14 protein-coding genes are annotated in these 12089 nt (G+C 60.6%); 9 read left to right on the top strand and 5 right to left on the bottom strand.

Translation table 11 applies throughout. The features are described from left to right. Nucleotides 1–189 precede the first annotated feature (189 nt). Together xerD and ACN0SY_RS13090 are read right to left on the bottom strand one after the other, a co-directional pair. Complete coding sequence (gene xerD, locus ACN0SY_RS13095) at nucleotides 190–1113, bottom strand: site-specific tyrosine recombinase XerD (RefSeq protein ID WP_417687708.1); 924 nt, start codon at nucleotides 1111–1113, stop codon at nucleotides 190–192. A 4-nt stretch (nucleotides 1114–1117) separates the two neighbouring features. Then, complete coding sequence (locus tag ACN0SY_RS13090) at nucleotides 1118–1261, bottom strand: hypothetical protein (RefSeq protein ID WP_417687706.1); 144 nt, start codon at nucleotides 1259–1261, stop codon at nucleotides 1118–1120. A 162-nt stretch (nucleotides 1262–1423) separates the two neighbouring features. Between ACN0SY_RS13090 and ACN0SY_RS13085 the strand changes: the two genes are divergently transcribed. Genes ACN0SY_RS13085 through ACN0SY_RS13075 form a run of 3 tightly spaced genes read left to right on the top strand, consistent with a single transcriptional unit; the run spans nucleotide 1424 to nucleotide 4596 of the window. Further along, nucleotides 1424–2083, top strand: a complete 660-nt coding sequence (locus tag ACN0SY_RS13085) for a shikimate kinase (RefSeq protein ID WP_417687704.1) — start codon at nucleotides 1424–1426, stop codon at nucleotides 2081–2083. A gap of 9 nt (nucleotides 2084–2092) precedes the next feature. After that, the gene (gene aroB, locus ACN0SY_RS13080) at nucleotides 2093–3241 is read left to right on the top strand and encodes a 3-dehydroquinate synthase (RefSeq protein ID WP_417687702.1); all 1149 of its coding nucleotides are present in this window, start codon (nucleotides 2093–2095) and stop codon (nucleotides 3239–3241) included. Beyond that, nucleotides 3238–4596 (top strand): HlyC/CorC family transporter, encoded by a 1359-nt coding sequence (locus tag ACN0SY_RS13075; protein WP_417687700.1) that lies wholly within the window; start codon nucleotides 3238–3240, stop codon nucleotides 4594–4596. The genes aroB and ACN0SY_RS13075 overlap by 4 nt, the downstream gene beginning before the upstream one ends. Before the next feature lie 2 nt (nucleotides 4597–4598). Here the strand turns inward: ACN0SY_RS13075 and ACN0SY_RS13070 are convergent, their stop codons facing one another. Further along, nucleotides 4599–4901, bottom strand: a complete 303-nt coding sequence (locus ACN0SY_RS13070; RefSeq protein ID WP_417687698.1) for a BolA family protein — start codon at nucleotides 4899–4901, stop codon at nucleotides 4599–4601. Between the two features lie 104 nt (nucleotides 4902–5005). Between ACN0SY_RS13070 and ACN0SY_RS13065 the strand changes: the two genes are divergently transcribed. From ACN0SY_RS13065 to ACN0SY_RS13040, 6 genes are all read left to right on the top strand, one after another. Further along, nucleotides 5006–5635: a class I SAM-dependent methyltransferase gene (locus tag ACN0SY_RS13065; RefSeq protein WP_417687696.1), complete on the top strand. Its 630-nt coding sequence runs from the start codon at nucleotides 5006–5008 to the stop codon at nucleotides 5633–5635. Nucleotides 5636–5722: 87 nt separating this feature from the next. Continuing rightward, the gene (locus ACN0SY_RS13060) at nucleotides 5723–6313 is read left to right on the top strand and encodes a J domain-containing protein (protein WP_417687694.1); all 591 of its coding nucleotides are present in this window, start codon (nucleotides 5723–5725) and stop codon (nucleotides 6311–6313) included. Between the two features lie 88 nt (nucleotides 6314–6401). Further along, nucleotides 6402–7388, top strand: a complete 987-nt coding sequence (gene cobS, locus ACN0SY_RS13055) for a cobaltochelatase subunit CobS (protein ID WP_417687692.1) — start codon at nucleotides 6402–6404, stop codon at nucleotides 7386–7388. Between the two features lie 7 nt (nucleotides 7389–7395). Then, entirely contained in the window at nucleotides 7396–9315 is a 1920-nt protein-coding gene (gene cobT / locus ACN0SY_RS13050) for a cobaltochelatase subunit CobT (protein WP_417687690.1), read from the top strand. Beyond that, nucleotides 9315–10370, top strand: coding sequence for an esterase-like activity of phytase family protein (locus ACN0SY_RS13045; RefSeq protein ID WP_417687688.1), 1056 nt, complete (start codon nucleotides 9315–9317; stop codon nucleotides 10368–10370). The genes cobT and ACN0SY_RS13045 overlap by 1 nt, the downstream gene beginning before the upstream one ends. Nucleotides 10371–10395: 25 nt before the next feature. Beyond that, nucleotides 10396–11019, top strand: coding sequence for a LysE family translocator (locus tag ACN0SY_RS13040; protein WP_417687686.1), 624 nt, complete (start codon nucleotides 10396–10398; stop codon nucleotides 11017–11019). 62 nt (nucleotides 11020–11081) lie between these two features. On the opposite strand, the gene ACN0SY_RS13035 is transcribed toward ACN0SY_RS13040, so the two are convergent. Both ACN0SY_RS13035 and rpmB read right to left on the bottom strand, forming a co-directional pair. Next, a complete protein-coding gene (locus ACN0SY_RS13035) occupies nucleotides 11082–11735 on the bottom strand; it encodes a VUT family protein (RefSeq protein ID WP_417687684.1) in 654 nt (217 codons plus the stop codon). Nucleotides 11736–11758: 23 nt separating this feature from the next. Beyond that, nucleotides 11759–12055: a 50S ribosomal protein L28 gene (rpmB, locus tag ACN0SY_RS13030; RefSeq protein WP_417687682.1), complete on the bottom strand. Its 297-nt coding sequence runs from the start codon at nucleotides 12053–12055 to the stop codon at nucleotides 11759–11761. Nucleotides 12056–12089: the final 34 nt, after the last annotated feature.

The raw sequence follows: 12089 nt of genomic DNA, 5'->3' as shown, positions 1-12089 counted from the left end.
CCGGGAGGGGTTTGAAACGCCCGCTTGGATGATTGTCCCGGTCCCAACAGGCAAAGCCTCATGCTGAGGAGGCGCCCAAGCGCCGTCTCGAAGCATAGGCGGCACATTCTGAACAGTTTGCCCATCCTTCGAGACACGCCTTTCCAAGGCGCTCCTCAGGATGAGGCAGTGCTTGGGCCCGCCCTTCCCTCACCGCTTCGCCAATGGATGCGCGCTTTCGACCAGGTCCCGCAGGCGCTCATCCAGAACATGGGTGTAAATCTGCGTCGTCGAGATGTCTGCGTGGCCGAGAAGCTGTTGGACAACGCGCAGGTCCGCTCCATTCTGAAGGAGGTGCGACGCAAAGGCGTGACGCAGAACGTGCGGAGAAATCTTCCGGTGATCGATTCCCACGTTTGAGGCAAGCGCCTTCAGGTCCCGGGCGAAGGCCTGTCGGGTAAAATGGCCGCTTTCCCCGTGAGACGGGAAAAGCCATGGACTGGCCGCATAGGCCCCTTCGGCCGCGCGCAAGCCGACATAGTCCTTCATAGCTGCCTGAGCGGCTCTCGATAGCGGAACCAGCCGCTCCTTTCCCCCTTTGCCCTTGATCTCGATAAGCCGGGCGTCGCGCCGCGCCGCTGTCACAGGCAGGGCAACAAGCTCCGAGACACGTAGGCCCGTAGCATAGAGTACTTCGAGCAGCGTATAGAGCCGGTGGGCACGAAGCCGCGCAGCCCCGCTCTTGTGGTCCTTGGCCGTTTCAGACTGTGCCGCACCGATCAGGCTATCCACGTCTTCTATACTGAGGACCTTGGGCAGGCTCTGCCGTTTCTTCGGTGAAGAGAGAGTTCGCGTCGGGTCGTCTCCGCGCGCGCCCTCTGCATAGAGAAACTTGAAATACTGCTTGAGGGCGGAGAGCCGCCGAGCCTGGGACGACGCGGCGAATCCCCTTGCTGTCAGATCGCCCATGTAGCTTGAGACGTCATCCGCTGAGGCCTTTGCAACCTGGGTCCGGCCAAGAAAATCCGAGAAGTCCTCAAGATCGCGCCGGTAGCTCTGCAACGTGTTCTCTGCAGCTCCCCTCTCGGCGGCGATCATCTCCAGAAACGTCTCGATCGAATGGTCTGACGCCAAGGCTCTAGCGGCCGAAGCCGTCCTTCTTGATGCGAATGGTGATCTCGCGCTCGCTCGGCTCCACCATATTGGCGAGCGCATAGACAGCGCCATAGCCGATGCCGCCTAGGACGATCAAAGCAAGGATCAGTCTCGTCAGGGTTGGCACGGCGAATGGGCTCCGGTCACGAATCAGCTCGAACCAGTTTTCCCCGGTCAGAGCGGGCTGGCAAGCCGCACAGGTCCGTGCAATTTCGGGAATGGAATCCGCTGGCCAGCTTTCTTTTCAAACTGCGGCTTTCTTTTTGGGTGAATGTGCTAAAAAGCCGCCATGAAGCAACTTAGCGACCCTGGTCCGGCGCCCGCGCCTGACGCCAATGAAGGCACCGCAGAAAAAGCACTTGCCAGCCGGGAGGAGCGCCTTGTCGCGGCCCTCGGCGATCGCTCGATCGTTCTCGTAGGCATCATGGGATGCGGGAAGTCCACCGTTGGCCGGCGTCTTGCCCACAAGCTTGGCCTCAATTTCGTCGACGCTGACACCGAGATCGAACGCGCAGCGAATATGTCCATCGCCGAAATCTTCGCGGCCCATGGCGAGCCTTATTTTCGCAGTGGAGAGGAGCGCGTGATCGCTCGCCTGCTCAAGGAAGGCCCCCAAGTGCTGGCGACCGGCGGCGGCGCCTTCATGAGCGGTGCGACCCGCGACGCGATCGAAGAGTGCGGGATTTCGGTTTGGCTCAAAGCCGATTTTGACACGGTCATGGCAAGGGTTCGCAAGAAGGCGACCAGACCCCTGCTGCAAAATCCGGATCCCGAAGGCACCATGAAAGAGCTCATGGCAAAACGGCACCCGGTCTATTCAAAGGCAAATCTGACCGTCCACTCCCGCGAAGTACCGCATGAAGTGGTCATGCAAGAAATCATCGACGCCCTGGAAGGCTGGCTTGAATTGCCACCGCCAGACACCATCTCGGGCCCCAAGGATACCTGAAGAGACTCCATGACCGACACGCTTGCCAATGCTGACAGTGAGACCCCGAACCACCAGACCGTCAGGGTCGATCTCGGGAGACGCAGCTATGACATCGTGATCGGGCGCGACGTTCTGGAAACCGCCGGCATCCGAATTGCGGCCCTGAAACCTGGCGCCCGGGCAGCTATCATCACCGATGAAACCGTTGGCAAGCTGCATCTCGATCGCTTTCGCGACATTCTGAACGCCGCTGGGATTCAGAGCGTGGCGCTGACGATACCTGCAGGAGAAGCCTCCAAACGCTTCGAGATGTTCGAACGGCTCTGCGACGAGGTATTGGCCGCACGCATGGAACGCGGCGACATCGTGCTCGCGCTCGGCGGCGGCGTTGTCGGCGACCTGTCCGGTTTCGTGGCTGCCTCGGTTCGCCGCGGCATGAGCTTCATCCAGGTGCCGACGACACTTCTTGCCCAGGTAGACAGCTCGGTCGGCGGCAAGACCGGCATCAACTCGCGCCATGGCAAGAACCTGATTGGCGCCTTTTACCAGCCCGATCTGGTGCTCTGCGACACCTCCATACTCGATACGCTGCCGTTGCGCGATTTCCGTGCCGGCTACGCAGAAGTCGCGAAATATGGCCTGCTTGGAGACGCGGACTTCTTCTCCTGGCTCGAAAGCAACTGGAAGGCTGTCTTTGCCGGCGGGACGGAACGTGACGAGGCTGTGGCGCGGTCCTGCCAGGCCAAGGCGGACGTTGTGGCAGAGGACGAGCAGGAAGCAGGTCGGCGCGCACTCCTGAATCTCGGCCACACCTTCGGCCATGCACTGGAGTCGGCAGTCGCCTATGAGACCGAACGCCTGGTGCATGGTGAGGGCGTCGCCATCGGCATGATGCTGGCCCATGAATTCTCGCGCCGCCTGGACCTGCTACCGCAGGAAGGCGTCGACCGGGTCGAACACCACCTTCTGGATGTCGGCCTTCCGACAAAGATCTCCGACATTCCCGGCCAGATGCCGCCAGCGGAAACGCTGATGGACATCATCGCACAGGACAAGAAGGTAAGTCGGGGAAACCTTACCTTCATCCTGACGCGGGGAATTGGTAGTGCCTTCGTCGAAAAAGGCGTCGACCCCATTCTGGTCCGTGACTTTCTTACGGAGAAACTTGCCTCATGAGCGCTACAACTCTCTGGCTGGCGATCACTGCGATCCTGATCCTACTGTTCCTGTCCGGCTTCTTCTCCGGCTCGGAAACCGCTTTGACGGCAGCCTCGCGCGCGCGCATGCACCAGATGGAAAAGGGTGGAAACAGACGTGCCGCGCTCGTCTCGGCGCTGATTGCCGCGCGCGAACGCCTGATCGGCGCCCTTTTGCTCGGCAACAACCTCGTCAACATCCTGGCATCGTCACTCGCAACCAGCGTGTTCCTGACACTCTTCGGGGAGGCCGGCGTCGCCATCGCGACGCTGGTCATGACCGCACTGGTCCTGATTTTCGCGGAAGTTCTTCCCAAGACCTGGGCGATTTCCAATCCGGAGCGATTTGCCCTGGCTGTTGCGCCGATCGTCCGCACGGTCGTGGCTGTCTTCGGCCCGATCGTCATCGGTGTGGAAGTGATCGTCCGCCTCATGCTGCGTCTGGTCGGAGTCAATGTCGACGACGACACCAGCGTGCTGTCGGCCCACGAAGAACTGCGCGGCGCGGTCGATCTGCAGCATAAGGAAGGCGGCCTCATCAAGGCCGACAAGGACCGCATCGGGGGACTGCTCGACCTCGTGGAACTCGAGGTCTCGGACGTAATGATCCATCGCACCAACATGGTCGCGCTCAACGCGGATGACGACTTGCCAAAGCTGGTCGACGCCGCTCTAGCCTCGCCCTACACCCGCCTGCCCCTGTGGCGTGGCGAGACGGACAACTTCGTCGGCATCCTTCACGCGAAGGACCTTCTGCGCGCACTGCATGCTGCTGGCGGCGACAGCGAGAAGATCGATATCAACCAGATCATCTCCTCGCCCTGGTTCGTGCCGGATACGACAACGCTTCAGGACCAGCTCAATGCCTTCTTGAAGAACAAGTCCCATATCGCACTCGTTGTCGACGAGTACGGTGAGGTCATGGGCCTTGTGACACTTGAAGACATTCTGGAAGAAATCGTCGGAGAGATTGCGGACGAGCACGACGTCGAGCTGGAAGGCGTTAAGCCCCAGGCAGACGGCTCGGTGATCGTGGACGGCTCCGTTCCGATTCGCGACCTGAACCGTGCGACCGAGTGGTCACTGCCTGACGACGAAGCCACAACCATTGCAGGCCTCGTCATTCACGAAGCGCGAATGATCCCGGAAGAGCGCCAGATTTTCACCTTCCACGGCTTTCGCTTCACCGTTCTGCGCCGTGAACGCAACCGCATTACGCGGCTACGCATCATGCCGCTCGGGCAGCAAAAGGCGGCACAGCAGCCTGCGCTCGCGCAACCAGTTCAGGCACAAAACCAGACTGTGCAGTCCACGAAGGCCAGCCAAGCGACCTGAGTTCAGGAGGCGTCGGAAACCCTGGCGGCACGAGGATCCGGCTCATCAGGTGACCGGATCTCCAGGGCAAGTGCATGCACACCGGCCGCCAGCTCGTCGGCGAGAAGGTCATTGATTGCCCGGTGACGATTAACGCGGCTCATGCCGGCAAACGCCTCTGAAACGATACGGACGCGAAAATGCGTTTCTCCGCCCTCGCGCCAGCCGCCATGGCCCCTGTGCTTTTCGGATTCGTCGATGACGTCGAGCGAAACAGGCGCAAATGCCTGGGTCAGCTTCGAGTGAATGGTGTCCTTGGTGCTCATAGCCCTTTATTGGGGCCTGCATGATCGTCCGTCAATCGGCTTGAGCCGCAATCGGGACGTTCCATATATAACCCGTGACAGAAGCACCCACGGCAAGACCAAACATGTCTCACAAAGCGCGCAAGACCCACTGGCAGAACGCCTGGGCTGAGAAGAACAGCACCAACGTTAGTTGGTACGAGGAGACACCGTCCGTTTCGCTTGACCTGATCAACCGCCACACTGGGTGCGAGGAACCTTCCATCGTCGACATCGGCGGCGGCGCGTCTTTTTTGATCGACCGGCTCATGGAACGGCGCCATGGGCACATGGCGGTACTCGACATCTCGGGCGCGGCCCTCGAAGTCTCCAAGACCCGCCTCGGAGACAAGGCAGAGGCAGTTGAATGGATCGTCAGCGATGTCCTCGACTGGGATCCTTCCATGACGTTCGATGTCTGGCATGACCGGGCTGCATTCCACTTTCTGACCGCACCGGAAGACCAGGCCCGCTACGCCGCCGTCGTTCACAAGGCATTGAAACCCGGCGGCCTCCTGGTGATCGGCACATTTGCCATTGGCGGGCCTGAAAAATGCTCCGGTCTGGCGGTGCGGCAACATGATGCACATAGCCTTGCCGAGGTATTCGGGCCCGGCTTCGCCTTACTGGAAACAAGGGATCATCTCCACCCGACACCATTCGGGACGATCCAGAAGTTTTCCTTCTCGGCGTTTCATCGCTCCGCCGAAAGGTGATATGATCCGCCTCTTGAGTCTGACAACGCCGGGGTTTTCTTTCTGCCGCGCCAACCCGAACCCCGCACCACGGCAACAAGTGTTTGAATGAAACTGGATTCGAAGATCTTCGACAGCATTCGCGTCAAACCCGACAAGGATCGGGTCGATGAAGACTTGCATCCCGCCTGCGAACACCCGGGCTGCGACCGGCCGGGCGTCCACCGCGCCCCAAAGGGCCGCAACCGTGAAGGGCAGTATTTCCGTTTCTGCGTCGACCACGTACGCGAGTACAACAAGTCGTACAACTATTTCACCGGCATGGGCGACGACGACGTGCGCAGCTATCAGAAGGACTCCCTCACCGGGCATCGACCAACCTGGAAAATGGGCGTCAACCGGCAGGCCGCCGACGGTCCTGACGGATACGACCCGCGCGCCCATATGCGAGCCAACGCGCAACGCCGCCACGCCTCGACCCATCAACCACGTCAGAGAAAGCTTCTCGCTCTTGAAAAGCGATCGCTGGATGTGCTCAATCTAGGGCACAATGCCCGTGGTGATGAGATCAAGGCGCGCTATAAAGAACTTGTGAAATTGAATCATCCGGACGCCAACGGCGGCGATCGCTCCAGTGAAGACCGTCTACGCGAGATTATTCAGGCGTATAATGTCCTGAAGAAAGCCGGATTTTGTTAGCTCCTGAATGAGCTCCGACCTCGCCCGTGCATCCGCAGGGGCCCTTCCCAAACACCCGACCCGGCCAAGCCGAGGCAGCGGAGGACCGATGACTGAAATGACGAGCGCGGCTGCGAGCATGCCGGATACCGAAATCTCCGTTGAGGAAGTCTTCGGCTTCAAGAGCGATCTCAAGGTACCCGCTTTCTCGGCCCCGTCCGAGCATGTGCCGGAAACCGATCCGGATTACCTGTTTGACCGCGCGACCACGCTGGCGATCCTGGCAGGCTTCGCACATAACCGCCGCGTCATGGTCACGGGCTACCACGGCACGGGCAAGTCGACCCATATCGAACAGGTCGCAGCGCGCCTCAACTGGCCCTGTATCCGTATCAACCTGGACAGCCACGTTTCCCGTATCGACCTTGTCGGCAAGGACGCCATCGTTCTGAAAGACGGCAAGCAGATCACCGAATTCCGTGATGGCATCCTGCCCTGGGCCTACCAGCACAACGTGGCTCTGGTCTTTGACGAATACGACGCCGGCCGTCCGGACGTGATGTTTGTCATCCAGCGTATTCTGGAGTCCTCGGGACGCCTGACGCTGCTCGACCAGTCACGCGTGATCCGTCCTCACCCGGCCTTCCGCCTGTTCGCGACGGCAAACACGGTCGGCCTGGGCGACACCTCCGGTCTCTATCATGGCACACAGCAGATCAACCAGGCGCAGATGGATCGCTGGTCAATCGTCACCACGCTGAACTATCTGCCCCATGACAACGAAGTCGACATCGTTTTGTCCAAGGCAAAGCACTACCAGAACGCCGAAGGCCGCGCGATCGTCTCCAAGATGGTACGCCTTGCGGACATGACCCGTAACGCCTTCATCAACGGCGATCTGTCGACCGTCATGAGCCCGCGTACGGTCATCACCTGGGCCGAAAACGCCAACATCTTCGGCGACGTCGGTTTTGCGTTCCGCCTGACCTTCCTGAACAAGTGCGACGACATGGAGCAGGCGCTGGTCGCCGAGTTCTACCAGCGTTGTTTCGGCGAGGAACTTCCCGAGTCCTCCGTCAACGTCGTGATGAGCTGAGGACAGAATGTCTGGGCCGGGTAGCAACTCAAATCCGGGCGCCAAGTCCGCACCACCGAACGAGCCGTTCAAGCAGTCCGTGACCGGAACGATCCGGGCGATTGCCGGAGAGCCCGAGCTTGAGGTCATCTTTTCGGGTGACCGGCCCGGATTGTCCGGGGCGACCGCTCGCCTGCCGGAGCCATCGCGCAAGCTGACCAAGGCAGAGATCGCGGTCACGCGCGGCCTTGGCGATTCCATGGCACTGAAGCTTGCCTGCCACGACCCGAAGATCCACGCTCGCAAGGCACCAAACGGAGCGGATGCGCGCGCAATCTACGAAGCCGTGGAGCAGGCCCGCTGTGACGCGGTCGGTTCACTGCGCATGGAAGGCGTTCTCAGCAACATCAATGCAATGCTGGACGACCGCTACAAGAAGGCAAATGCCCCGGAAATCGTCAGCCGCGAGGAAGCTCCGCTGCACGATGCGGTAGCCCTCATGGTCCGTGAACGTCTGACCGGCGCCCCGCCCCCGCCAAGCGCGACCAAACTCGTCGACATGTGGCGTGGCTGGATCGAGGACAAGGCAGGACTGGATCTCGACCGCCTCGTGAGCCGCGTCGAAGATCAGGACGCCTTTGCCAGCCAGATTCACAAACTGCTGGCTGCTCTCGACATGGCGGATGACATCAGCGATCGGGATCACGATGAAGATCCGGACCAGAGCGAGGACGACGGCAACAACGACGAGTCCGAGACCGGCGGCGAGAGCGAAGAAGACACCGGAGAGCAGGAAGGCGCTCCGCAGGACATGGAAATGTCCGGCGAAGAACAGGACGCCGGGGAGCAGGAAGCGGCCGACAGCGAAATGGACGATTTCGCCGAAGACGATATGGCCGACGCTGCGGAGGATGCCGGCGAGAGCGACCGTCAGGATCACCCATTGTCCAACCGCCCGCCGCTTTCGGACTACAAGGTGTTCAGCACCCAGTTTGATGAGATCGTGACCGCCGAGGATCTCTGCGACATTGCCGAGCTGGACCGCCTGCGCGGTTTCCTCGACAAGCAGCTGACGAACCTTCAAGGCGCCGTCGCGCGGCTGGCCAACCGATTGCAGCGCAAGCTGATGGCCCAGCAGAACCGCTCCTGGGACTTCGATCTGGAAGAAGGAATTCTGGACACGGCTCGCCTGACGCGTGCGATTACCGATCCCATGTCTCCGCTTGCCTTCAAACAGGAACAGGACACGAAGTTCCGCGACACGGTCGTCACCCTGCTGATCGATAATTCCGGCTCCATGCGCGGCCGCCCGATCACGGTTGCCGCGACCTGCGCCGACATTCTGGCCCGCACGCTCGAGCGGTGCGGCGTGAAGGTCGAGATCCTCGGCTTCACAACCAAGGCCTGGAAGGGCGGACAATCCCGCGAGGCATGGCTCGCCGAAGGCAAGCCGGCAACGCCGGGCCGCCTCAACGATCTGCGCCATATCATCTACAAGTCAGCCGATGCACCCTGGCGCCGCGCGCGCCGCAATCTCGGCCTGATGATGCGCGAAGGCCTGCTCAAGGAAAACATCGACGGAGAGGCACTGACCTGGGCTCACGAGCGCCTGCTCGGACGACCAGAGCAGCGCCGTATCCTGATGATGATCTCGGACGGCGCGCCGGTCGACGATTGCACCTTGTCGGTGAACCCGGGCAACTACCTGGAACGGCACCTGCGCCATGTCATCGAGGAAATCGAGAACCGTTCTCCGGTTGAGTTGATCGCCATCGGCATCGGCCATGACGTGACCCGCTACTATCGCCGCGCGGTCACCATCGTTGACGCCGAAGAATTGGCCGGTGCCATGACAGACCAGCTTGCCGACCTCTTCGATGACGAGGCCCAGCAGGCGGCATTGACCCGCGGGCGTGGCCGCAAGCGCTCAGCCTCGGGACGGCGCTGATGAGCGTGGGCGGCACAAGAGGCTTGCGGCGAGATCGCTTCCTGTCCGCCGTCGCCGCATCCATCTGCGTTATCGTCGGCTCCACGGCCATCCCAGCGTTGGCAGCCAAGGCGCTTCTGACCGATGCCGAAGCGGTTGCGGTCAAGACAAAACCGATCGAAAGATTTCAGATCGGCCGGGACCTCCGCACGTTTGGGCCGCTGACCTTTCTCGGCGGACTGGAACTGTTGTCGACGAATCGGGACGTGGGAGGGCTTTCCGCTTTGCTGAGCCTTGAGGCCGGCGGAGAAATCCTTGCAGTGACTGACAACGGACTGTGGTTCGCAGCCAGCGTGGAACAGAACGACGACGGCGTCCCCACCGGCATTGCTGATGCCCGCTTGGCCCCACTGCTCGATACAAAAGGAAAACCGCTCCGGGACGGCTGGCGCCACGACACTGAAGCCCTTGCAATCGATCGCGACAGCATTCTCGTCTCCGCGGAACAGTACAACGGCATTTTCCGATTCCCATGGCCGCTTGTCACTGGCACCGAGCGGATGATCGAGGAGCTCGAGGTTTCCGAAGACATCAAGTCCCTGCGAGGAAGCAAGGGTCTGGAAGCCATGGCGATAGCTCCGGCCGGATCGCCGCTGGCAGGAACCCTTCTGGCCATTGCAGAGCGCGGAGCAGAGGGCGACGTCAACATCCCGGGATTCCTGCTGAAGGATGGCAGGCAAGACACCTTCACGGTCGTCCGTAGTGACCGCTACGACGTGACCGACGCAGCCTTCCTGTCACGAGGAGATCTATTGATCCTCGAACGACGCTTCAATCTGCGCGACCTCGTCGGCATGCGCCTGCGAAGATTCAAGGCTGAGAACATCACGCCTGGGGCGATGCTGACCGGAGACGTGCTCATGGAGGCCGACTACGGCTATCAGATCGACAACATGGAGGGCGTCGCCATCCATGAGGGACAGAACGGCGAAACCATCCTCACGCTTCTGTCGGACAACAACCGGTCGATCCTCCAGCGGACATTGCTGCTAAGGTTCAAACTGGACGACGAATAGCCCTCAAAAGCCTGAGATGGATATAATGGACGTTATCAATTATCCGCTCATCTTCAGCGTTGCGATCGTTGCCCTGGCAAGTCCCGGACCTGCGACACTCGCAATTGCGGGAACATCAATGGCATCGGGCCGGAAGTACGGAATGGTGCTTGCGAGCGGCGTCCTCTGCGGATCACTGACCTGGTCTATCACCGCGGCACTCGGCCTTGGAACGCTCATGCTGCACAACGCATGGATCCTTGAAACCGTTCGTTATGTCGGAGCAGGCTATCTGCTGTTCATGGGTTTCAAGGCGGCAAAGGCGACGTTGTTTCCAACTGATAAGCAGGTCAGCCCCATTCAGGTTGGCTCGCTTGCAGCTGCTTTTCGGAAGGGGTACGCACTGCACCTCACCAACCCGAAAGCCATCCTGTTTTTCGGATCGCTCTATTCGATCGGCGTTCCCGCGAACTCAACCTTCGCCGAGCTCGTCCCGGTCATCACAATGATTGGCATGATGAGCACCACGGTCTTTCTCGGCTACGGCTGGCTCTTTGCGGTCCCCGCTCTGCGCAGGGGGTACTCGAGACTATATCGCGTGTTCAACGGGCTCTTCGCGGCTGTCTTCGGAGCCGTCGGCCTTCGCCTCCTGACAGCGCGTCTGACCTGACAACAAAAAAGGCGCCGATGGGCGCCTTTTTTCATTTTGTCTTCTTGAGCGCCTCTTGGCCCTCAGGCAGCGGCGTTTTCCGAGGTCGGCCTAAGGAACGTCAGGACGATCCGATATGGCGCAAGCAGCGCGACGGCGACCAGAATTTTCACCGCAAAGTCACCGAGCGCCCAAGAGACCCAGCGGGGGGACTCAACGGCAAAGACACCGAACAGCGGCGCGACCTCGACGGAAAACTCGTCATGAAAACCGAGGCTTGACGAGAATACGGCCGCAAAGGCCAGCGAGAAGAACAGGACCGTGTCGACGATCGACCCGAGCAGCGACGAAACGATCGGGGCTTTCCACCACGTCGCACGGCGCAAGCGATCGAACACTGACACGTCAAGAAGCTGCGCCACCAGGAACGCCGCGCCAGATGCAATCGCTATGCGCGGCGTGGCCAGCCAGATCGACAGGACAACGGCAACCAAGAAACCGACAACCACGACGATACGGGCCGCCGACGGTCCGAAGCGGCGGTTGGTCAGGTCCGTGACCAGGAAAGCGGCCGGATAGGTGAAGGCCCCCCATGTCAGAATGTCGGCGAGATTGATCGCACCGAGCATTCCTTCGACCGGGAACTGCACCAGGAAATTGGAGGCCACAACGACAGTCGCCATCGCGAGGACCGCGATGGCGAACTTGGCCACGGAGAAACTCCGGGAATTCAGCATGTCTTCAACCCTTTGGGAGGGTATCAGGCAGCAGCGGCTTCAGCCTGCTGACGCTTGATGCTTGCCTTGATCTGGCGAGCCTTCTGGGACAGACCGTCGTCAGAAGCCTTCATCAGGTACGCATCAAGACCACCACGGTGCTCGACGGAACGCAGAGCATGTGCGCTGATACGCAGCTGGAAGGTTTCGCCCAGGGTTTCGCTCATCAGAGAAACCACGCACAGGTTCGGCAGGAACCGGCGACGGGTCTTGTTGTTGGCGTGCGAGACGTTGTTACCCGTCATCACGTCCTTGCCGGAGAGTTCGCAACGGCGTGCCATTGTTATCACCTTTTTACTTCTGGCCGGCCAACGA

The sequence above is a fragment of the Roseibium sp. genome (genome assembly GCF_048261595.1).
Taxonomy (GTDB): Bacteria; Pseudomonadota; Alphaproteobacteria; order Rhizobiales; family Stappiaceae; genus Roseibium.
This window is presented reverse-complemented; position numbering and strand designations above follow the sequence as displayed.

Coding starts and splice junctions, on each gene's coding strand:
- aroB (WP_417687702.1), top strand. CDS start 2,093: ATGACCGACACGCTTGCCAATGCTGACAGTGAGACCCCGAACCACCAG.
- ACN0SY_RS13040 (WP_417687686.1), top strand. CDS start 10,396: ATGGACGTTATCAATTATCCGCTCATCTTCAGCGTTGCGATCGTTGCC.
- ACN0SY_RS13035 (WP_417687684.1), bottom strand. CDS start 11,735: ATGCTGAATTCCCGGAGTTTCTCCGTGGCCAAGTTCGCCATCGCGGTC.
- cobS (WP_417687692.1), top strand. CDS start 6,402: ATGACTGAAATGACGAGCGCGGCTGCGAGCATGCCGGATACCGAAATC.
- cobT (WP_417687690.1), top strand. CDS start 7,396: ATGTCTGGGCCGGGTAGCAACTCAAATCCGGGCGCCAAGTCCGCACCA.
- ACN0SY_RS13075 (WP_417687700.1), top strand. CDS start 3,238: ATGAGCGCTACAACTCTCTGGCTGGCGATCACTGCGATCCTGATCCTA.
- ACN0SY_RS13060 (WP_417687694.1), top strand. CDS start 5,723: ATGAAACTGGATTCGAAGATCTTCGACAGCATTCGCGTCAAACCCGAC.
- ACN0SY_RS13045 (WP_417687688.1), top strand. CDS start 9,315: ATGAGCGTGGGCGGCACAAGAGGCTTGCGGCGAGATCGCTTCCTGTCC.
- ACN0SY_RS13070 (WP_417687698.1), bottom strand. CDS start 4,901: ATGAGCACCAAGGACACCATTCACTCGAAGCTGACCCAGGCATTTGCG.
- ACN0SY_RS13085 (WP_417687704.1), top strand. CDS start 1,424: ATGAAGCAACTTAGCGACCCTGGTCCGGCGCCCGCGCCTGACGCCAAT.
- rpmB (WP_417687682.1), bottom strand. CDS start 12,055: ATGGCACGCCGTTGCGAACTCTCCGGCAAGGACGTGATGACGGGTAAC.
- ACN0SY_RS13065 (WP_417687696.1), top strand. CDS start 5,006: ATGTCTCACAAAGCGCGCAAGACCCACTGGCAGAACGCCTGGGCTGAG.